Annotated in this window: 18 protein-coding genes; 17 read left to right on the forward strand and 1 reads right to left on the reverse strand. The window is 71.1% G+C overall.

Annotated elements, in window-relative coordinates; genetic code table 11:
- The first annotated feature begins 81 nt into the window (after positions 1-81).
- The 13 genes from ABZ899_RS08615 to ABZ899_RS08675 all read left to right on the forward strand — a co-directional run bounded on the left by ABZ899_RS08615 (position 82) and on the right by ABZ899_RS08675 (position 14,170).
- Positions 82-1,611: a UDP-N-acetylmuramoyl-L-alanyl-D-glutamate--2,6-diaminopimelate ligase gene (locus ABZ899_RS08615; RefSeq protein ID WP_361342713.1), complete on the forward strand. Its 1,530-nt coding sequence runs from the start codon at positions 82-84 to the stop codon at positions 1,609-1,611.
- A gap of 4 nt (positions 1,612-1,615) precedes the next feature.
- Complete coding sequence (gene murF / locus ABZ899_RS08620; RefSeq protein ID WP_361342716.1) at positions 1,616-3,022, forward strand: UDP-N-acetylmuramoyl-tripeptide--D-alanyl-D-alanine ligase; 1,407 nt, start codon at positions 1,616-1,618, stop codon at positions 3,020-3,022.
- Entirely contained in the window at positions 3,019-4,092 is a 1,074-nt protein-coding gene (mraY, locus tag ABZ899_RS08625) for a phospho-N-acetylmuramoyl-pentapeptide-transferase (RefSeq protein ID WP_108706477.1), read from the forward strand. The genes murF and mraY overlap by 4 nt, the downstream gene beginning before the upstream one ends.
- Positions 4,074-5,498: a UDP-N-acetylmuramoyl-L-alanine--D-glutamate ligase gene (gene murD / locus ABZ899_RS08630; RefSeq protein ID WP_361342719.1), complete on the forward strand. Its 1,425-nt coding sequence runs from the start codon at positions 4,074-4,076 to the stop codon at positions 5,496-5,498. Before mraY ends, murD begins: the two co-directional genes overlap by 19 nt.
- A 103-nt stretch (positions 5,499-5,601) precedes the next feature.
- Complete coding sequence (ftsW, locus tag ABZ899_RS08635) at positions 5,602-6,963, forward strand: putative lipid II flippase FtsW (protein WP_361342721.1); 1,362 nt, start codon at positions 5,602-5,604, stop codon at positions 6,961-6,963.
- A gap of 6 nt (positions 6,964-6,969) precedes the next feature.
- On the forward strand, positions 6,970-8,064 hold the full coding sequence (gene murG / locus ABZ899_RS08640; protein ID WP_361342724.1) for an undecaprenyldiphospho-muramoylpentapeptide beta-N-acetylglucosaminyltransferase: 1,095 nt from the start codon (positions 6,970-6,972) through the stop codon (positions 8,062-8,064).
- A gap of 23 nt (positions 8,065-8,087) precedes the next feature.
- A complete protein-coding gene (locus tag ABZ899_RS08645; protein WP_361342727.1) occupies positions 8,088-8,885 on the forward strand; it encodes an FtsQ-type POTRA domain-containing protein in 798 nt (265 codons plus the stop codon).
- A 287-nt stretch (positions 8,886-9,172) separates the two neighbouring features.
- Positions 9,173-10,378: a cell division protein FtsZ gene (gene ftsZ / locus ABZ899_RS08650; RefSeq protein ID WP_361342730.1), complete on the forward strand. Its 1,206-nt coding sequence runs from the start codon at positions 9,173-9,175 to the stop codon at positions 10,376-10,378.
- A 10-nt stretch (positions 10,379-10,388) separates the two neighbouring features.
- The gene (gene pgeF / locus ABZ899_RS08655) at positions 10,389-11,117 is read left to right on the forward strand and encodes a peptidoglycan editing factor PgeF (protein ID WP_361342732.1); all 729 of its coding nucleotides are present in this window, start codon (positions 10,389-10,391) and stop codon (positions 11,115-11,117) included.
- A gap of 6 nt (positions 11,118-11,123) precedes the next feature.
- On the forward strand, positions 11,124-11,843 hold the full coding sequence (locus tag ABZ899_RS08660) for a YggS family pyridoxal phosphate-dependent enzyme (protein WP_361342735.1): 720 nt from the start codon (positions 11,124-11,126) through the stop codon (positions 11,841-11,843).
- A gap of 129 nt (positions 11,844-11,972) precedes the next feature.
- Entirely contained in the window at positions 11,973-12,614 is a 642-nt protein-coding gene (sepF, locus tag ABZ899_RS08665) for a cell division protein SepF (RefSeq protein ID WP_361342737.1), read from the forward strand.
- A 58-nt stretch (positions 12,615-12,672) separates the two neighbouring features.
- Positions 12,673-12,960 carry a YggT family protein gene (locus ABZ899_RS08670; RefSeq protein ID WP_062674960.1) on the forward strand — a complete coding sequence of 96 codons (288 nt, stop codon included), beginning with the start codon at positions 12,673-12,675 and terminating at the stop codon, positions 12,958-12,960.
- 55 nt (positions 12,961-13,015) lie between these two features.
- Positions 13,016-14,170 (forward strand): DivIVA domain-containing protein, encoded by a 1,155-nt coding sequence (locus ABZ899_RS08675; protein WP_361342740.1) that lies wholly within the window; start codon positions 13,016-13,018, stop codon positions 14,168-14,170.
- A gap of 208 nt (positions 14,171-14,378) precedes the next feature.
- Here ABZ899_RS08675 and ileS read toward each other — a convergent pair whose 3' ends face one another.
- Complete coding sequence (gene ileS / locus ABZ899_RS08680) at positions 14,379-17,519, reverse strand: isoleucine--tRNA ligase (RefSeq protein WP_361342742.1); 3,141 nt, start codon at positions 17,517-17,519, stop codon at positions 14,379-14,381.
- A 614-nt stretch (positions 17,520-18,133) separates the two neighbouring features.
- Between ileS and ABZ899_RS08685 the strand changes: the two genes are divergently transcribed.
- The 4 genes from ABZ899_RS08685 to ABZ899_RS08700 all read left to right on the forward strand — a co-directional run bounded on the left by ABZ899_RS08685 (position 18,134) and on the right by ABZ899_RS08700 (position 21,247).
- Complete coding sequence (locus tag ABZ899_RS08685; RefSeq protein WP_361342745.1) at positions 18,134-19,084, forward strand: TraR/DksA family transcriptional regulator; 951 nt, start codon at positions 18,134-18,136, stop codon at positions 19,082-19,084.
- Between the two features lie 70 nt (positions 19,085-19,154).
- Positions 19,155-19,754 carry a signal peptidase II gene (lspA, locus tag ABZ899_RS08690; protein ID WP_361342748.1) on the forward strand — a complete coding sequence of 200 codons (600 nt, stop codon included), beginning with the start codon at positions 19,155-19,157 and terminating at the stop codon, positions 19,752-19,754.
- Between the two features lie 75 nt (positions 19,755-19,829).
- Positions 19,830-20,774, forward strand: a complete 945-nt coding sequence (locus ABZ899_RS08695) for an RluA family pseudouridine synthase (RefSeq protein WP_361342751.1) — start codon at positions 19,830-19,832, stop codon at positions 20,772-20,774.
- The gene (locus ABZ899_RS08700) at positions 20,771-21,247 is read left to right on the forward strand and encodes a GNAT family N-acetyltransferase (protein ID WP_361342754.1); all 477 of its coding nucleotides are present in this window, start codon (positions 20,771-20,773) and stop codon (positions 21,245-21,247) included. The genes ABZ899_RS08695 and ABZ899_RS08700 overlap by 4 nt, the downstream gene beginning before the upstream one ends.
- Positions 21,248-21,260: the final 13 nt, after the last annotated feature.

Below are 21,260 nucleotides of genomic sequence, written 5' to 3' on the forward strand. Positions count from 1 at the left end.
CGCCCGCAAGGGGGTACTCCCGGTACGCTCACCGCCGTGCCACACGCTGATCAGTCTCAAACCACCCAGAAGGGGCACCCCGTGACGTATCCGGGACCGCCCAGGCCGGTACAGGTCGCCGCCACACCCCTGGCGGATCTCGCCGATCAGCTGGGTGCCGCCGCGCCGGCACAGCCGGACGGCCCCACCGAGGTCACGGGCATCACCCATGACTCGCGTGCCGTCCGCCCCGGCGACCTGTACGCCGCCCTCCCGGGCGCCCGCCTGCACGGCGCCGACTTCGTGACCCAGGCCGCCGGCCTCGGCGCGGCCGCCGTGCTGACCGACCCGACCGGCGCCGAACGCGCCGCCGCGACCGGCCTGCCGGTCCTGGTCGTCGACGACCCGCGCGGCCGGATGGGCGAACTCGCGGCCACCATCTACGGCCGGCCGGGCCGCGACCTGCTCCAGATCGGCATCACCGGCACCTCGGGCAAGACCACCACCGCCTACCTCGTCGAGGGCGGCCTCAGGACGGCCCGCTCGACCGGCCTGATCGGCACGGTCGAGACGCGCATCGGCGACGAGCGGATCAAGTCCGAGCGCACCACCCCGGAAGCCACCGACCTCCAGGCGCTCTTCGCCGTCATGCGCGAACGCGGCGTCGAGGCGGTCGCCATGGAGGTCTCCAGCCACGCCCTGGTGCTCGGGCGGGTCGACGGCTGTGTCTTCGACATCGCCGTCTTCACCAACCTCAGCCCGGAGCACATGGAGTTCCACTCCGACATGGAGGACTACTTCCAGGCCAAGGCGCAGCTGTTCACCCCGGCGCGCAGCCGGCTCGGCGTGGTCAACCTCGACGACGACTACGGCCGCAGGCTCGTGAAGGAGGCCGGCGTCCCGATCGTCACCTTCTCGGCCGAGGGCCACCCCGACGCCGACTGGCGTGCCGAGGACGTCCGGATCGGCCCCATGGACGCGCGGTTCACGGTGATCGGCCCGAAGGACGAGCGGATCGCGGCCACCTCGCCGCTGGCCGGGCCCTTCAACGTGGCGAACACCCTCGCCGCGATCGTCGCCCTGGCCGCGGCCGGCCTCGACCCGCAGACCGCCGCCGACGGCATCGCCGCCGTACCGGGCGTGCCGGGCCGGCTGGAGCGCGTGGACGCCGGGCAGCCGTACCTCGCGGTCGTGGACTACGCCCACAAGACCGACGCCGTCGAGTCCGTGCTCAAGGCCCTGCGCAAGGTCACCGAGGGCAAGGTGCACGTGGTGCTCGGCTGCGGCGGCGACCGGGACAGGACCAAACGGGAGCCGATGGGCGCGGCCGCGGCGCGGCTCGCCGACACCGCCGTCCTGACCTCCGACAACCCCCGCTCCGAGGACCCCCTCGCGATCCTCGCGGCCATGCTCCGGGGCGCCGCCTCCGTACCGGCGCACGAGCGCGGCGAGGTGCAGGTCTTCGAGGACCGGGCCGCCGCGATCGCCGCAGCCGTCGCCCGCGCGCAGCCCGGGGACACGGTGCTGATCGCGGGCAAGGGCCACGAGCAGGGCCAGGACATCGCCGGAGTGGTCCGTCCCTTCGACGACCGCCAGGTACTGCGCGAAGCCATCAAGAAGACCCAGGGATGAACTTGTGATCGCCCTCTCCCTCGCCGAGATCGCAGAAGTCGTCGGCGGGCAGACGTACGACATACCGGATCCGTCGGTCCAGGTCACCGGATCCGTCGTCCGGGACTCCCGTGAGGTGGAGCCCGGCAGCCTCTTCGTCGCCTTCGTCGGCGAGCGCGCCGACGGCCACGACTACGCCGAGGCGGTCGTCGCGGCCGGCGCCGCCGCCGTCCTCGGCTCACGCCCGGTGGGCGTGCCCGCCATCGTCGTGCCGGACGTCCAGAAGGCCCTCGGCGCCCTCGCCCGCCACGTCGTCCGCCGGCTCGGCGCCACCCTCGTGGGGCTGACCGGCTCCGCCGGCAAGACCAGCACCAAGGACCTCATCGCCCAGGTGCTCCGCCACAAGGCGCCGACCGTGTTCACGCCGGGCTCGCTCAACAACGAGATCGGACTGCCCCTCACCGCCCTCAGCGCCACCGAGGAGACCCGCTTCCTGGTCCTGGAGATGGGCGCGCGGGGCATCGGCCACATCCGCTACCTGACCGAACTGACGCCGCCCAAGGTCGGCCTGGTGCTCAACGTCGGCACCGCGCACATCGGCGAGTTCGGCGGGCGTGAGCAGATCGCCCAGGCGAAGGGCGAACTCGTGGAGAGCCTGCCCGAGGACGGGACCGCGATCCTCAACGCCGACGACCCCCTCGTGCGGGCCATGGCCTCCCGTACGAAGGCGAAGGTGGTCCTTTTCGGAGAGTCCGACGAAGCGGACGTTCGCGCCGAGAACGTGCGACTCACGGACAGCGGACAGCCCTCCTTCGTCCTTCACACACCCTCCGGGTGCAGCGATGTGACCATGCGCCTGTACGGTGAGCACCACGTGTCGAACGCGCTCGCCGCGGCCGCCGTCGCCCATGAGCTGGGCATGTCCGCGGAAGAGATCGCCACCGCGCTCTCCGAGGCGGGCTCCCTCTCCCGCTGGCGGATGGAGGTCACCGAGCGCCCGGACGGCGTGACGGTCGTCAACGACGCCTACAACGCGAACCCCGAGTCCATGCGAGCCGCTCTGCGCGCGCTGGCGGCGATGGGCAAGGGGCGCCGGACGTGGGCGGTGCTCGGCAAGATGGCCGAGCTCGGGGACGAGGCGCTCGCCGAGCACGACGCGGTCGGACGGCTCGCCGTCCGGCTCAATGTCGGCAAGCTCGTCGCGGTCGGGGGCAGGGAAGCGTCCTGGCTGCAACTGGGCGCATATAACGAGGGTTCGTGGGGTGAGGAGTCGGTGCACGTGTCCGACGCACAGGCGGCGGTCGACCTGTTGCGCAGCGAGTTGCGCCCAGGGGATGTCGTGCTCGTGAAGGCGTCCCGTTCGGTCGGTCTGGAGAGCGTCGCCGAGGCGCTGCTCGCGGGCGGTACCGAGGGTGAGGTCGCCGCCCGATGATGAATCAGGTCCTGTTCTCGGGTGTCATCGGTCTGTTCCTGACCCTGGTCGGCACTCCGCTGCTGATCAAGCTGCTGGCCCGCAAGGGCTACGGCCAGTACATCCGGGACGACGGCCCGCGCGAGCACCACAGCAAGCGCGGTACGCCGACGATGGGTGGTATCGCGTTCATCCTGGCGACGATCGCCGCGTACTTCCTGTCGAAGCTGATCACCGGCAAGCCGCCGACGTTCTCCGGCATCCTCGTGATCGGCCTGATGGCCGGCATGGGTCTGGTCGGCTTCCTGGACGACTACATCAAGATCGTCAAGCGCCGTTCGCTGGGTCTGCGGGCCAAGGCGAAGATGGCCGGCCAGCTGCTCGGCGGCATCGCCTTCGCGGTCCTCTCGCTCCAGTTCGCGGACAACCGCGGCAACACCCCGGCGTCCACCAAGCTCTCCTTCGTGCAGGACTTCGGCTGGTCCATCGGCCCGGTGCTGTTCGTCGTCTGGGCGCTGTTCATGATCCTGGCCATGTCCAACGGCGTGAACCTGACGGACGGTCTGGACGGCCTCGCCACCGGTGCCTCCGTGCTCGTCTTCGGCGCCTACACGTTCATCGGCGTCTGGCAGTTCCAGGAGTCCTGCGCCAACGCGCAGACCCTGACCAACCCGGGCGCCTGCTACGAGGTGCGCGATCCACTCGATCTCGCCGTCGTCTCCTCGGCGTTGATGGGCGCCTGCCTCGGCTTCCTGTGGTGGAACACGTCCCCCGCCAAGATCTTCATGGGTGACACCGGTTCGCTGGCCCTCGGTGGCGCGCTCGCCGGTCTCGCCATCTGCTCGCGCACCGAGCTGCTGCTCGCCATCCTCGGCGGCCTGTTCGTGCTCATCACCATGTCGGTGGTCATCCAGGTCGGTTCGTTCCGCCTCACGGGCAAGCGCGTCTTCCGTATGGCGCCACTCCAGCACCACTTCGAACTCAAAGGCTGGTCCGAAGTCCTCGTCGTGGTCCGCTTCTGGATCATTCAGGGCATCTGTGTGATTGTCGGACTGGGTCTCTTCTATGCGGGATGGGCAGCGGACAAGTGACCGACTGGCAGGGGAAGAACGTCACCGTCGCCGGGCTCGGCGTCTCCGGCATCCCGGCGGCCAAGGTGCTGCACGGCCTCGGCGCGAACGTCACCGTCGTCAACGACGGTGACGACGACCGGGCCCGTGCCCAGGCCGCCGAACTGGAGGCGCTCGGCGTCACCGTGCGACTCGGCGACGGGGCGACCCTGCCCGACGGCACCGAACTCGTCGTCACCGCGCCCGGCTGGAAGCCGGACAAGCCGCTGTTCGAGGCGGCCCGCGCGGCCGGCGTGGAGATCTGGGGCGACGTCGAACTCGCCTGGCGGCTGCGGGGCCCCGACGCGGCCCCCTGGCTCGCCGTCACCGGCACCAACGGCAAGACCACCACCGTGCAGATGCTCGCCGCCATCCTGCGCGCGGCCGGCCTGCGCACCGCCGCCGTGGGCAACATCGGCGTCTCGCTGCTCGACGCCGTCCTCGGCGAGGAGCCGTACGACGTCCTCGCGGTGGAGCTGTCCAGCTACCAGCTGCACTGGGCGCCGTCCCTGCGCGCCCACTCCGCCGCCGTGCTGAACCTGGCGCCCGACCACCTCGACTGGCACGGCTCCATGGAGGCGTACGCCGCCGACAAGGGCCGTGTCTACGAGGGCAACCGGGTCGCCTGCGTCTACAACGTGGCCGACAAGGCCACCGAGGACCTGGTGCGCGAGGCGGACGTCGAGGAGGGCTGCCGGGCCGTCGGCTTCACCCTCGGCACCCCGGCCCCCTCCCAACTCGGCGTCGTCGAGGGCATCCTCGTCGACCGCGCCTTCGTGGAGAACCGGCACAAGAACGCCCAGGAGCTCGCCGAGGTCTCCGACGTCACCCCGCCCGCGCCGCACAACATCGCCAACGCCCTTGCGGCGGCGGCCCTCGCGCGCGCCTTCGGGGTGCCCCCGCAGGCCGTACGGGACGGGCTGCGGGCCTTCACCCCGGACGCCCACCGCATCGCGCACGTGGCGGACGTGGACGGCGTCGCGTACGTCGACGACTCCAAGGCCACCAACACCCACGCCGCCGAGGCCTCGTTGGCGGCGTACGAGTCCATCGTGTGGATCGCGGGCGGGCTCGCCAAGGGCGCCGAGTTCGAGGAACTGGTCGCCAAGTCCGCGCCGCGGCTGCGCGGCGCCGTGCTCTTGGGCGCCGATCGCGCCCTGATCCGCGAAGCCCTGGCGCGACACGCGCCGGAAGTACCCGTCGTCGACCTCGAACGGACCGACACTGGGGCGATGCTCGCGGCAGTCCAGGAGGCGCGGCGGCTCGCACAGCCCGGCGACACGGTGCTCCTCGCTCCGGCGTGTGCCTCGATGGACATGTTCGCCAACTACAACCAGCGCGGTGACGCGTTCGCGGCGGCGGTCCGCGAACTCGGCGCTGGCGCCTGACGGCGGGTCTCGGCCACAGCGGGTGCTTCGGGACCCTTGGAGGGACGCGTGACTCGGATGTGGCCGGACAGGACGTACGCCCTTGGCGAGGCGGTGAGCGCCGATGCCCGGTAGCCGGACCGGACGGCCCCCCGTCCAGCGGACCGTACGGCGCCCCGCCGCCGCGCGCCCGGTGCCCGACAACGCCGTACGGCGGCTCCACCGGCGGCTGCGCCGGGCCTGGGACCGGCCGCTGACCGCCTACTACCTGATCTTCGGCGGCAGCCTCCTGATCACCGTGCTGGGCCTGGTGATGGTCTACTCGGCCTCCCAGATCACCGCGCTGCAGATGTCGCTGCCCGGCTCGTACTTCTTCCGCAAGCAGCTGCTGGCCGCGGCGATCGGCGCCGGGCTGCTGTTCGCCGCCTCCCGGATGCCGGTGAAGCTGCACCGCGCGCTGGCCTACCCGATCCTCGCGGGCGCCGTCTTCCTGATGGCGCTGGTGCAGGTGCCCGGGATAGGGGTCGCGGTGAACGGCAACCAGAACTGGATCGCCCTCGGCGGCTCCTTCCAGATCCAGCCCAGCGAGTTCGGCAAGCTGGCGCTGGTGCTGTGGGGCGCCGACCTGATCGCCCGCAAGCAGGACAAGAAGCTGCTGGCCCAGTGGAAGCACATGCTGGTGCCGCTGGTGCCGGTCGCCTTCATGCTGCTCGGGCTGATCATGCTCGGCGGCGACATGGGTACCGCGATCATCCTGTCCGCGATCCTGTTTGGCCTGCTGTGGCTGGCGGGGGCGCCGACCCGGCTGTTCGTGGGAGTGCTGTCCGTCGCCGGCGCGATCGGCCTGCTGCTGATCAAGACCAGCGCGAACCGGATGGCCCGCCTGCAGTGCCTCGGCGCGACCGAGCCCCAGGCCGGGCCCGTCGACTGCTGGCAGGCCGTGCACGGGATCTACGCGCTCGCGTCCGGCGGGATCTTCGGTTCCGGACTCGGGGCGAGTGTGGAGAAATGGGGCCAACTCCCCGAAGCCCACACCGACTTCATCTTCGCCGTCACCGGTGAGGAACTGGGCCTGGCGGGGACGCTGTCGGTACTGGGTCTGTTCGCGGCTCTAGGCTATGCGGGTATCCGCGTGGCCGGACGCACGGAGGACCCCTTCGTCAGGTATGCCGCCGGAGGTGTGACCACCTGGATCACCGCGCAAGCCGTGATCAACATCGGTGCGGTGCTCGGCCTGCTGCCGATCGCCGGTGTCCCCCTCCCGCTGTTCTCCTACGGGGGATCCGCCCTGCTGCCGACCATGTTCGCCATCGGGCTGCTGATCGCGTTCGCGCGCGACGAGCCCGCTGCGCGGGCAGCGCTTTCCGTACGGCAACCACGCTTTGGTAAAAAGCGTGCGGGAGGCGCCGGGCTCGTTCGGGGGCCTCGGAGATGGAACACGATGCGACGGCGTGCCTCGGCGGCGCGCTCGTCCGGAGAGCGGTGAATTTCGGTGCATGTCGTACTCGCCGGTGGGGGGACCGCCGGCCACATCGAGCCCGCGCTCGCCCTCGCGGACGCCCTGCGCAGGCAGGACCCGACCGTGGGGATCACGGCCCTGGGCACGGAACGCGGTCTGGAGACCACACTCGTACCGCAGCGGGGCTATGAGCTCGCGCTGATCCCCGCCGTGCCGCTGCCGCGCAAGCCGACGCCCGAGCTGATCACCGTGCCGGGCCGGCTGCGCGGCACGATCAAGGCGACCGAGCAGATCCTGGAGCGCACCAAGGCGGACGCCGTCGTCGGCTTCGGCGGCTACGTCGCCCTGCCCGGCTACCTCGCCGCCAAGCGCCTCGGAGTGCCGATCGTCATCCACGAGGCCAACGCGCGCCCCGGTCTCGCCAACAAGATCGGCTCGCGCTACGCCGCCCAGGTCGCCGTCGCCACCCCGGACAGCAAGCTGCGCAACTCCCGCTACATCGGCATCCCGCTGCGCCACACCATCGCCACCCTCGACCGGGCCGCCGCCCGCCCCGAGGCCCGCGCGATGTTCGGGCTCGACCCCAACCTGCCGACGCTGCTGGTCTCCGGCGGCTCGCAGGGCGCCCGCCGCCTCAACGAGGTCGTCCAGCAGGTCGCGCCCTACCTCCAGCAGGCCGGGATCCAGATCCTGCACGCGGTCGGCCCGAAGAACGAACTGCCGCACGTGCAGCAGATGCCGGGGATGCCCCCCTACATCCCGGTAAGTTACCTGGACCGGATGGACCTCGCGTACGCCGCGGCCGACATGATGCTCTGCCGCGCGGGCGCGATGACCGTCGCCGAACTCTCCGCCGTCGGACTCCCGGCCGCCTACGTCCCGCTGCCCATCGGCAACGGCGAACAGCGGCTGAACGCCCAGCCGGTGGTCAAGGCCGGCGGCGGCCTGCTGGTCGACGACGCGGAACTCACTCCCGAGTGGGTGCAGCAGAACGTCCTGCCCGTGCTCGCCGACCCGCACCGGCTGTACGAGATGTCCCGCGCCGCAAGCGAGTTCGGCCGCCGGGACGCCGACGACCTGCTCGTCGGCATGGTGTACGAGGCGATCGCCTCGCACCGCCGCCAGTGACCGTATGACGGAGGGTAGGGAGCGTGGCCGGATCGACGACCGCCGAGCGCGGTGAACGCCAGCACGAGTCGTCCGACCCGCCCCCCACCCGGCGGCGGTTGAGACTGACCCGCCTTCGTACGATCATCATTCTTTCCGTCGTCCTGGTGCTCCTCGGCGCCGGCTCCGTCTGGCTGCTCTACGGCTCCTCGTGGCTGCGTGTGGAGCGGGTGCCGGTGTCCGGGACCCGGGTCCTGACGCCGGAGCAGGTGCGCGAGTCGGCCGACGTGCCCGTGGGCGCGCCCCTCGTCTCGGTCGACACCGCGGCGATCGAGGCGCGCCTGCGCCGCGAACTCCCGCGGATCGACGAGGTGGACGTGGTGCGCGACTGGCCGCACGGAATCGGTGTGAACGTGGTGGAACGTACTCCGGTCCTCATTGTTCAAAGCGGCGGAAAGTTCATCGAAGTGGACAGGAAAGGGGTCCGTTTCGCCACGGTCCCCGAGCCCCCGAAAGGCGTCCCCGCGCTGGATTTGACGGTCTCCCGGTCGACTTCCGCCGCGGCGAGCCTGCGGCGCTTCGGCGAGGCCCGGCTGGTGCGGGAGGCGGTGCGGGTCGCGGGCGCCCTCCCGGCGTCCGTCGCACGGGGCACCCAGGTCGTCAAGGTCCGTTCCTACGACGACATCTCGCTCGTCCTGACCGGCGGCACGACCGTCGCCTGGGGCAGCGGCGAGAACGGCGCGGCGAAGGCTCGCACACTCCACGCTCTCATGAAAGCCTCCCCCCGTGCGCGGCACTTCGACGTCAGCGTCCCCACGGCCCCGGCGTCATCAGGGAGTTGACGCACATCCGCGCAGGCCAGCACCCTGGTTGGGCAGCGACACGGCTGATCACATAGGGTGAAAAGAAAAACGGGAGGTTCGGCGTGTTCGTTGAACGTGCGCCACTTGTCGACTTAGTGTCCTGTTCAGAAGACTTCAAGGAACAGACACACTGGTAACCCTAAACTTCAGGGTTAGGGTTCGGGTCGGCGCTATGGACCGTCCCATTCGGCATCAGTCACCGGGTTCGCGAAGCGCAGCGCTTCCGTCGTCCGGTGACCCGTAACTCGAGGCGAGAGGCCTTCGACGTGGCAGCACCGCAGAACTACCTCGCAGTCATCAAAGTCATCGGTGTCGGCGGCGGTGGTGTCAATGCCATCAACCGGATGATCGAGGTCGGTCTCAAGGGCGTCGAGTTCATCGCCATCAACACCGACGCGCAAGCTCTGTTGATGAGCGACGCCGACGTCAAGCTCGACGTCGGCCGTGAACTCACCCGCGGACTCGGCGCCGGAGCGAACCCGGCCGTGGGCCGCAAGGCCGCCGAGGACCACCGCGAGGAGATCGAGGAGGTCCTCAAGGGGGCCGACATGGTCTTCGTGACGGCCGGTGAAGGCGGCGGCACCGGCACCGGCGGCGCGCCCGTCGTGGCCAACATCGCCCGCTCCCTGGGCGCGCTCACCATCGGCGTGGTCACCCGCCCGTTCACCTTCGAGGGCCGGCGCCGCGCCAACCAGGCCGAGGACGGCATCGCGGAGCTGCGCGAGGAGGTCGACACCCTCATCGTCATCCCGAACGACCGGCTGCTGTCCATCTCGGACCGCCAGGTCTCGGTCCTGGACGCCTTCAAGTCGGCCGACCAGGTCCTGCTCTCCGGTGTCCAGGGCATCACCGACCTGATCACCACGCCCGGCCTCATCAACCTCGACTTCGCCGACGTCAAGTCGGTCATGTCCGAGGCCGGTTCGGCCCTCATGGGCATCGGCTCGGCCCGCGGCGACGACCGCGCGGTGGCCGCCGCCGAGATGGCGATCTCCTCGCCGCTCCTGGAGGCGTCCATCGACGGCGCCCGGGGCGTGCTCCTCTCCATCTCCGGCGGCTCCGACCTCGGCCTGTTCGAGATCAACGAGGCCGCCCAGCTGGTCAGCGAGGCCGCCCACCCCGAGGCGAACATCATCTTCGGCGCCGTCATCGACGACGCGCTCGGCGACGAGGTCCGGGTCACCGTGATCGCGGCCGGCTTCGACGGCGGACAGCCGCCGGCCCGCCGGGACAACGTCCTCGGCTCGGCCTCGTCCTCCCCGGTCCGCCGCGAGGAGCCCGCCCCGGCGGCCCGGCCGCAGCCCGAGAGCCGTCCGTCCTTCGGCTCCCTCGGCAGCGTGACGCCGAAGGAGGAGCCCGAGCCGGTGCCGGAGCCGGTGGCCGACGTCCCGGTCGCCCCGCCGGTCCCGCCGTCCCGGACCTACGCCGACAGCGCGGCGGAAGAGCTGGACGTCCCGGACTTCCTCAAGTGATCCTTCTGACGTGATAGGACAGCGCGACACAGTGAGCGGCGCCCACTTCGCCTTCACCGACCGGTGGGGCGGGGTGAGCGCCGCTCCGTATGAGGAGCTCAATCTCGGCGGGGCGGTCGGCGACGACCCGGGGGCCGTCCTGGCCAACCGCGAGATCGCCGCCAAGTCGCTCGGGCTCGGCCCCGACGACGTCGTCTGGATGAACCAGGTGCACGGCACGGACGTCGCCGTGGTCGACGGAGCGTGGGGCAAGGCCCCGGTGCCCGAGGTCGACGCGGTCGTCACGGCACGGCGGGGACTCGCCCTCGCCGTCCTGACCGCCGACTGCGTGCCGGTGCTGCTGGCCGACCCGGTGGCCGGGATCGTCGCCGCCGCCCACGCCGGACGACCGGGCATGGTCGCCGGGGTCGTCCCGGCGGCGGTGCGCGCGATGACCTCGCTGGGCGCCGACCCCGCCCGGATCGTCGCCCGCACCGGGCCCACCGTGTGCGGCCGGTGCTACGAAGTGCCCGAGGCGATGCGCGCCGAGGTGGCCGCCGTCGAGCCGGCGGCGCACGCCGAGACGAGCTGGGGCACTCCCGCGGTGGACGTCGCCGCCGGGGTGCACGCCCAGCTCACCCGGCTCGGGGTGCGCGACCGGGAGCAGTCGCCGGTGTGCACCCGGGAGTCGGCCGATCACTTCTCGTACCGCCGCGACCGCACCACGGGGCGACTCGCGGGATATGTCTGGCTGGACTGAATGGACATGACGGGCCGTAAGCACGAACTTGCCGAAAACCTGGCGAAAGTGGAGCGTCGGATCGAGGCGGCCTGCGCGGCCGCCGGGCGCTCCCGTGACGAGGTGACCCTGATCGTGGTCACCAAGACGTACCCCGCCGACGACGTGCGGATCCTGTCGGAACTCGGTGTGCGGCACGTCGCCGAGAACCGCGACCAGGACGCGGCCCCCAAGGCCGCCGCCTGCGCGGACCTGCCCCTCACCTGGCACTTCGTGGGTCAGTTGCAGACCAACAAGGTCCGTTCCGTGGCCGGTTATGCCGATTTCGTGCAGTCCGTCGACCGCGCCCGCCTGGTGACGGCGCTGTCGAAGGAGGCCGTGCGGCGGGAGCGCGAGCTGGGCTGCCTGATCCAGGTGGCGCTGGACGCGGGCGACAGCGAGCGGGGGGAGCGCGGCGGAGTGGCGCCGGGCGGCGTCGAGGAGTTGGCCGGTCTGGTGGCCGGGGCTCCGGGGCTGCGGCTGGCGGGACTCATGACCGTCGCCCCGCTCACCGGCGAGTACGCCGGGCGCCAACGCGCGGCGTTCGAGCGGTTGATGGATTTGTCGACCGACCTGCGCCGAGCCCATCCGGCTGCGAACATGGTGTCGGCAGGGATGAGCGCGGACCTCGAGGAGGCCGTGGCGGCCGGTGCGACACATGTGCGCGTCGGCACTGCGGTACTCGGAGTCCGCCCCAGGCTCGGGTAACGTCGCCAAGAAGTCGGACCACAGCAGAAAATATGGTCAATGTCGCCGAAAGGCGGACGTAACGACCGCGTGGATCGAAGGCACTTGGCAGTCGTCAGCCGATCCACCACAGAGCGGAGGACTCAGAGAATGGCCGGCGCGATGCGCAAGATGGCGGTCTACCTCGGCCTCGTGGAGGACGATGGGTACGACGGCCGGGGGTTCGACCCCGACGACGACTTCGAGCCCGAACTGGACCCGGAGCCGGAGCGGGACCACCGACGGCACGAGCCGTCCCACTCGCCTCACAGTGCACATCAGTCCCAAAGGGACGAAGAGGTGCGAATCGTGCAGCCGCCCGCGCCCCGTGAACCGGTGGCCAGGTCGGCTTCGCTGTCCGCGGAATCCGGGCGCCCGGCGCGCATCGCGCCCGTGGCGTCCATCACACAAGAACGCGCAAGCCTGGAGAAGAACGCACCGGTGATCATGCCCAAGGTCGTGTCGGAACGAGAGCCGTACCGGATCACCACACTTCACCCGCGGACCTACAACGAGGCCCGTACCATCGGGGAACACTTCCGTGAAGGCACCCCGGTGATCATGAATCTGACTGAGATGGATGACACAGACGCGAAGCGACTTGTCGACTTTGCGGCCGGTTTGGTGTTTGGTCTTCACGGCAGTATCGAGCGGGTGACCCAGAAGGTGTTCCTGTTGTCTCCTGCTAACGTCGATGTCACGGCGGAGGACAAGGCCCGCATCGCAGAGGGCGGGTTCTTCAACCAGAGCTGAGACGCACCACCGGAAGAGCAGTACCCGACAGGGAACAGGGGAGAGGGAAACACCAGTCATGAGCGTGGTCATGCAAGTTCTCTACATCGCGCTGATGGTGTTCCTCATCGTGCTCATCTTCCGGTTGGTCATGGACTACGTCTTCCAGTTCGCCCGCTCATGGCAACCCGGCAAGGCGATGGTGGTCGTTCTGGAGGCCACCTACACTGTCACCGATCCACCGCTGAAGCTTCTGCGGCGGTTCATCCCGCCGCTGCGTCTCGGGGGCGTGGCGCTCGACCTGTCCTTCTTCGTACTGCTGATCATCGTCTACATCCTGATCACGCTTGTGCGGAGCGCGATGTGAACGATGTGACAGATACGGTCTTGCCGACTGCCGACGACTACGTTGAGGTGAAGAGATGCCGTTGACCCCCGAGGACGTGCGGAACAAGCAGTTCACGACCGTCCGCCTCCGAGAAGGCTATGACGAGGACGAGGTCGATGCCTTCCTCGATGAGGTCGAAGCCGAACTGACCCGCCTGCTCCGCGAGAACGAGGACCTGCGCGCCAAGCTGGCCGCGGCGACGCGTGCTGCTGCCCAGAACCAGCAGAACATGCGCAAGCCTCCGGAGGGCCCGGGCGGTCCGCAGGACCAGCAGCAGGGTGGTATGCCGCAGCAGGGCGGTATGCAGCAGGGCGGCATGCCGCAGGGCATGCGCGGTCCCGGGGGACCCGTCCCCGCCGGGATATCGGGCCCGCCGCAGCAGCAGATGGGTGGCCCCATGGGTGGTCCGCCCCAGCTGCCGAGCGGTGCCCCGCAGCTGCCCGCCGGCCCCGGCGGTCAGGGTGGCCCTCAGGGTCCCGGTCCGATGGGCCAGGGTCCGGGGCCGATGGGCCAGCCCCCCATGCAGCAGATGGGCGGCCCCATGGGCGGTCCGATGGGTGGCCCGATGGGCGGTCCCGGTCAGGGCGGCCCCGGCGGCGACAGCGCGGCGCGCGTCCTGTCGCTCGCCCAGCAGACCGCCGACCAGGCGATCGCGGAGGCCCGTTCCGAGGCCAACAAGATCGTCGGCGAGGCGCGTTCGCGTGCCGAGGGTCTCGAGCGTGACGCCCGTGCCAAGGCCGACGCCCTGGAGCGGGACGCGCAGGAGAAGCACCGCGTCGCGATGGGCTCCCTGGAGTCCGCCCGCGCCACGCTGGAGCGCAAGGTCGAGGACCTGCGCGGCTTCGAGCGCGAGTACCGCACGCGGCTGAAGTCCTACCTCGAGTCCCAGCTGCGTCAGCTGGAGACCCAGGCGGACGACTCGCTGGCCCCGCCGCGCACTCCGGCCACGGCGTCCCTGCCGCCGTCCCCGGCGCCCTCGATGGCTCCGGCCGGCGCGAGCGCCCCGTCGTACGGCAACCAGACGATGGGCGGCGCCCCGTCCCCGGCCGGCCCGTCCTACGGCGGCCAGCAGCAGATGTCCCCTGCGATGACCCAGCCGATGGCTCCGGTCCGGCCGCAGGGCCCGTCCCCGATGGGACAGGCTCCGTCGCCGATGCGCGGCTTCCTCATCGACGAGGACGACAACTGACGGACGGCAGTACGCCTCAGGCGTCGGCAGCGTTCAGGGCGAGGCCCCGGATTCAGTTCCGGGGCCTCGCCCTTTTGCTACGCGTGTTCACGGTGTATACGGCGTTTGTTCGGTGCTGGGTGGGATGTCCGACGCACGCAACGCCGAAGGCCCGGCACCACCATGATTCTTCGGTGGGCCGGGCCTTCGGCTGTCGGACCGCCCCGCGTCACGCCTTCCGCAGACGGAACGTCAGGGTCAGACCCTCGTCGGTGAACGGGTCGCCGTAGCCGGAGTCGTCCGCCTCGCCCTGGGCGAAGTCCGTCGCCAGGACCTCGTCGGCGATCAGCCCGGCGTGCCCGTCGAGGGCCGCGGCCGTCGCCGGGTCCGTCGCCGTCCAGCGCAGGGCGATCCGGTCGGCCACGTCCAGGCCGCTGTTCTTGCGGGCCTCCTGGATCAGGCGGATCGCGTCGCGGGCCAGACCGGCCCGGCGCAGCTCCTCCGTGATCTCCAGGTCCAGCGCGACCGTGGCACCCGCGTCGGACGCCACCGACCAGCCCTCGCGCGGCGTCTCGGTGATGATCACCTCGTCCGGGGCCAGAGCGACCGTCTCACCGTCGACCTCCACCGAGGCCGTGCCCTCGCGCAGCGCCAGGGACAGCGCGGCGGCGTCCGCGGCCGCGATGGCCTTCGCCACATCCTGGACGCGCTTGCCGAACCGCTTGCCCAGGGCGCGGAAGTTGGCCTTGGCCGTGGTGTCCACGAGGCTGCCGCCGACCTCGGACAGCGACGCCAGCGACTCGACGTTCAGCTCCTCGGTGATCTGCGTGTGCAGCTCGGGGTGCAGGGCGTCGAAGCCGGTGGCGGCGATCAGCGCGCGCGACAGCGGCTGGCGGGTCTTGACGCCCGACTCCGCGCGCGTGGCGCGGCCGAGCTCCACCAGGCGGCGGACCAGGAGCATCTGCTGGGACAGCTCGGGGTCGATCGCCGACAGGTCGGCCTCCGGCCAGGACGCCAGGTGCACCGACTCCGGCGCGCCCGGGGTCACCGGCAGGATCAGGTCCTGCCACACCCGTTCGGTGATGAACGGGGTGAGCGGGGCCATGAGCTTGGTCACCGTCTCCACGACCTCGTGCAGCGTGCGCAGCGCGGCCTTGTCACCCTGCCAGAAGCGGCGGCGCGAGCGGCGGACGTACCAGTTGGACAGGTCGTCGACGAACGCCGAGAGCAGCTTGCCGGCGCGCTGGGTGTCGTAGCCCTCCAGCGCCTGGGTGACCTGGTCGGTGAGCGCGTGCAGCTCGGACAGCAGCCAGCGGTCCAGGACGGGTCGGTCGGCGGGGGCCGGATCGGCCGCGGACGGCGCCCAGTTGGACGTACGGGCGTACAGGGCCTGGAAGGCGACCGTGTTCCAGTACGTCAGGAGGGTCTTGCGGACGACCTCCTGGATGGTGGTGTGGCCGACGCGGCGCGCCGCCCAGGGGGAGCCGCCGGCCGCCATGAACCAGCGCACCGCGTCCGCGCCGTGCTGGTCCATCAGCGGGATCGGCTGCAGGATGTTGCCCAGGTGCTTGGACATCTTGCGGCCGTCCTCGGCGAGGATGTGGCCGAGGCAGACGACGTTCTCGTAGGACGACTTGTCGAAGACGAGCGTGCCGACGGCCATCAGCGTGTAGAACCAGCCGCGGGTCTGGTCGATGGCCTCGCAGATGAACTGCGCCGGGTAGCGGGCCTCGAACAGCTCCTTGTTCTTGTACGGGTAGCCCCACTGCGCGAACGGCATCGAACCCGAGTCGTACCAGGCGTCGATGACCTCCGGCACGCGCGTGGCCGTCTTCTGGCAGGTCGGGCAGGCGAAGGTGACCTCGTCGATGTACGGGCGGTGCGGGTCGAGGCCCGACTGGTCGGTGCCGGTCAGCTCGGTGAGCTCGGCGCGGGAGCCGACGACCGTGAGGTGGTCGTCCTCGCAGCGCCAGATCGGCAGCGGGGTGCCCCAGTAGCGGTTGCGGGACAGCGCCCAGTCGATGTTGTTGTTCAGCCAGTCGCCGTACCGGCCGTGCTTGACGGTGTCGGGGAACCAGTTGGTGTTCTCGTTCTCCTGCAGCAGCCGGTCCTTGATGGCCGTGGTGCGGATGTACCAGGACGGCTGCGCGTAGTAGAGCAGCGCCGTGTGGCAGCGCCAGCAGTGCGGGTAGCTGTGCTCGTACGGGAGGTGCCTGAAGAGCAGGCCGCGCTCGTCGAGGTCCGCGGTCAGCTGCTCGTCGGCCTTCTTGAAGAAGACGCCGCCGACCAGCGGGACGTCCTCCTCGAAGGTGCCGTCGGGGCGGACCGGGTTCACGACCGGGAGGCCGTAGGAGCGGCAGACCTTGAGGTCGTCCTCACCGAAGGCGGGGGACTGGTGGACCAGACCCGTACCGTCCTCGGTGGTGACGTACTCGGCGTTGACCATGTAGTGGGCCTCGGCCGGGAACTCCACCAGCTCGAACGGACGCTGATACGTCCAGCGCTCCATCTCGGCGCCGGTGAAGGACTGCCCGGTGGTCTCCCAGCCCTCGCCGAGGGCCTTCGCGACCAGCGGCTCGGCGACGACCAGCTTCTCCTCGCCGTCGGTCGCCACCACGTAGGTGACCTCGGGGTGGGCGGCGACCGCGGTGTTGGAGACCAGCGTCCAGGGGGTCGTCGTCCAGACCAGCAGGGCGGCCTCGCCCGCCAGCGGGCCGGAGGTGAGCGGGAAGCGGACGTAGACGGACGGGTCGACGACCGTCTCGTAGCCCTGGGCCAGCTCGTGGTCGGACAGGCCGGTGCCGCAGCGCGGGCACCAGGGGGCGACCCGGTGGTCCTGGACCAGCAGGCCCTTGCCGAAGATCTCCTTCAGCGACCACCAGACGGACTCGACGTACTCCGGGTCCATGGTGCGGTAGGCGTCGTCGAGGTCGACCCAGTAGCCCATGCGGGTCGTCAGCTCGGCGAAGGCGTCGGTGTGGCGGGTCACCGACTCACGGCACTTGGCGTTGAACTCGGCGATGCCGTACGCCTCGATGTCCTGCTTGCCGGAGAAGCCGAGCTCCTTCTCGACCGCCAGCTCCACGGGCAGGCCGTGGCAGTCCCAGCCGGCCTTGCGGGCCACGTGGTAGCCGCGCATGGTGCGGAAGCGGGGGAAGACGTCCTTGAAGACGCGGGCCTCGATGTGGTGGGCGCCCGGCATCCCGTTGGCGGTGGGCGGGCCCTCGTAGAACACCCATTCGGGGCGCCCCTCGGACTGCTCCAGACTCTTGGCGAAGATCTTCTGCTCGCGCCAGAAGTCGAGCACCGCGTGCTCGAGCGCGGGCAGGTCGACCTGGGCGGGCACCTGGCGGTACGTCGGCTGTGTCATCAGCGAGCTTCCTCCGGCGGACTTGCTGCCTTCCGTCCGGAGGGACGAGAGCTGGGTCTTTCCGTGCGCCGCTCGGCGCGCTCCCGCGGTACCACCCTCCTTGGCCCTCCGGTGCGGGGTGTGCGCCGGTGAGCCCCCTCATTGGGGTCGCGAGACCGGTTCTACTCGCCGTCGCGGTGGTGCTGCTGCGGCTTTCTTCCGGCGGCTCCGGGGTGATCTTCACGTCGCGCTCACCCCCGGGCTCACACCGTCCCCGGGTCGCTCTGGGCTGCGTACGCCGCTACTCGTCCCCATCCACGCTTTTCGCTCAGCCCAGTGTACGGCGCGGCGGGGGCGGCGGCCGACCGGTTTCCCGGTGCCGCAGGCGGGGGCGCGGGGGCGGGCCGGCGCGGCGCGCGGTGACTCGAATGGCGCGGCACCCCTGCTCGGATCCCGGGACGTTCCTCCCGGCGGCATACCCGGCGGGGAGCTGGGCACAACGGATGCAGGTCCGGCGCTCTCCCCGCACGGGGCGGGCGCATCGGGCGGTGTGCCCCGTTGCCGCGGGACTCCAGTCGATTTATCGTCCCAGCACGGTTCGCGAGCAAGATCATAAAATGTGAAGGGGCCGCGGCATGGTGGCGAAGAAGACCGCCGTACAGCAGTCGGCGTCGAGCGGTTCGGCCCGTGCCGGTGGCTCCGGCCGTGCGGCCGCCTCCGGTGGCGCGGCCGAGGACGTGAACGGCGGGAAGGGCGCCAAGGGGGGCGGGAGCGCGAAGAAGGCGGCGACCGGGACCGCCGCCAGGAGGAAGGCCGCCGCGGCTGGGCGCGCGGGAGGCGACGCTCCGAAGAAGAAGGCGGCGTCCCGCGCGAGCAGGACCGAGGCCGTGGCCGACGGTGCCGCCGCCCCGCAGACGGCCGGGACGCGGGGGGCGGGCGGGAAGCCGGGCACCGGCAAGGGCACCGCCAAGAAGACGCCCGGCACGTCGAGCAGGACCGGCAAGAAGACGGTGGACGCGGGGCGGGCGGCCGGGGAGCGGCCGGCCACCCGGAGCAGGGCCAAGAAGGCGGGCGCGGCGCAGACCGCGGAGCAGACGGGAGCCACGACAGTGGTTGCGAAGAAGACTCCTGGCACGGCCACGGCGGACAAGAGCGCCGTTCCCAAGGCGCGCATCGCCGCGGCGGACCCCGGCGACCTGGCCGTACGCCCCGGTGAGGACCCCTGGACCCCCGAGGAGGTGGAGGAGGCGCGCGCAGGGCTCCAGGCGGAGGGGACGCGGCTGCGCGACGAGATCAGCTCCTCGGAGCGGGCCCTCGCCGGTCTGATGCGGGACTCCGGGGACGGCGCCGGCGACGACCAGGCGGACACCGGTGCGAAGAACATCACGCGCGAGCACGAGCTCGCCCTCGCCGCCAACGCGCGCGAGATGCTCACCCAGACCGAGCACGCCCTGGAGCGGCTCGACGCGGGGACCTACGGCCTGTGCGAGAACTGCGGCAACCCGATCGGCAAGGCCCGGATGCAGGCGTTCCCGCGCGCCACGCTGTGCGTGGAGTGCAAGCAGAAGCAGGAACGCCGGTACTGACCGGCAGGCGGGTGAAGCGGGACGTGCCGTACTCTCGTCCTCAGTCAGGTACCTAGGTCGAGGGACTCACGTGGCAGAGGCGGAGCGCATCATCGGTACGCCGGAAATCCCGGAGGCGGGGGACGCCGGGCCGGAGCAGTCCGACCGGCGGGCGAAGGACGCGGCGGCGGCCGAGCGGCCCCGGGGCAGGCGCCGGATCGCCGTGCTCTTTGGCGTGGCCGCGTTCGCGTACGTCCTCGACCTGGTCAGCAAGATGCTGGTGGTCGCCAAGCTGGAGCACCACCCGCCCATCGAGATCATCGGGGACTGGCTGAGGTTCGAGGCGATCCGCAACGCGGGCGCCGCCTTCGGTTTCGGCGAGGCCTTCACCGTGATCTTCACGGTGATCGCCGCCGCGGTGATCGTGGTGATCGCCCGGCTCGCCCGCAAGCTGTACAGCCTGCCCTGGGCGATCGCCCTCGGCCTGCTGCTCGGCGGGGCCCTCGGCAATCTCACCGACCGGATCTTCCGGGCGCCCGGTGTCTTCGAGGGTGCCGTCGTGGACTTCATCGCGCCCAAGCACTTCGCCGTGTTCAACCTCGCGGACTCCGCGATCGTGTGCGGCGGCATCCTGATCGTGCTGCTGTCGTTCCGGGGCCTGGACCCGGACGGGACCGTCCACAAGGACTGACCGCCCGCCGCGGACGGCCACGGGTTGTCCACAGGCCCGTGCGGGGCCGTCCGCCCCGTCCGGCATACTCGACGGGTGAGCACGATTCCCGAGATCCGTACCCTGCCCGTGCCGGACGGCCTGGAGGGCGAGCGCGTCGACGCCGTCATCTCCCGCATGTTCGGCTTCTCCCGTACGAAGGCGGCCGAGCTCGCCGCCGCGGGGAAGGTCACGGTCGACGGGTCGGTGGTCGGGAAGTCCGAGCGGGTGCACGGCGGGGCCTGGCTGGAGGTCGAGATGCCGCAGGCCCCCGCCCCCGTCCAGGTCGTCGCCGAGCCCGTCGAGGGCATGGAGATCGTCCATGACGACGACGACGTGGTCGTGATCGTCAAGCCCGTCGGCGTCGCCGCCCACCCCTCGCCGGGCTGGAGCGGACCGACGGTGATCGGCGGCCTGGCCGCCGCCGGCTACCGCATCTCCACCTCCGGCGCCGCCGAGCGCCAGGGCATCGTGCACCGGCTCGACGTGGGCACCTCCGGCCTCATGGTCGTCGCCAAGTCCGAGTACGCGTACACCTCGCTCAAGCGCCAGTTCAAGGAGCGCACGGTCGACAAGCGGTACCACACGCTCGTGCAGGGCCACCCCGACCCGACCAGCGGCACCATCGACGCGCCGATCGGCCGCCACCCGAACCACGACTACAAGTGGGCGGTCACCGCCGACGGCAAGCCGTCCGTCACGCACTACGACCTCGTCGAGGCGTTCCGGGCGGCCTCCCTGCTCGACGTCAAACTGGAGACGGGCCGCACCCACCAGATCCGCGTCCACATGGCCGCCCACCGGCACCCCTGCGTCGGCGACCTCACCTACGGCGCCGACCCGACGCTCGCCAAGCGGCTGCGGCTGACCCGCCAGTGGCTGCACGCCGTGCGGCTCGGCTTCGAGCACCCCGGGGACGGGCAGTGGGTGGAGTTCGCCAGCGACTACCCGGCCGACCTCCAGCAGGCCCTCGACCAGGTGCGCGAGGAGACCTGGGCGTGAGCGCCCCCGCGTACACCGTGCGGGTCGCCGAGGACCCCGCCGACCGCGAGGCGTGCTTCGCGGTGCGCAAGGAGGTCTTCGTCGCCGAGCAGGGCGTCCCGCCGGAGATCGAGTACGACGCCTACGACGCCGACGCGGTGCATGTGCTCGCGGTCCGCGAGGACGGGCTGCCGCTCGGGACCGGCCGGCTGCTGTACGGCGAGGCCGCCGCCGCCAAGACCGGTGGGGACCCCCTGGTGGGATCGCTGGGCCGGCTCGCCGTGACGAAGGAGGCCCGGGGCCTCGGCGTCGGCGCGGCCCTCGTGCGCGCCATCGAGGACGCGGCCCGCGTGAGGAGACTCACGGCCGTCGACCTGCACGCGCAGACCCATGCCCTGGGTTTCTACGAGCGTCTGGGGTATGTGGCGTACGGATCCGAGTTCCCCGACGCCGGGATACCCCACCGCGCGATGCGGCGCGCCCTCACCCGGTAGGACGCGAACGCGC

The sequence above is a fragment of the Streptomyces sp. NPDC046859 genome, from assembly GCF_040645135.1.
GTDB lineage: Bacteria > Actinomycetota > Actinomycetes > Streptomycetales > Streptomycetaceae > Streptomyces.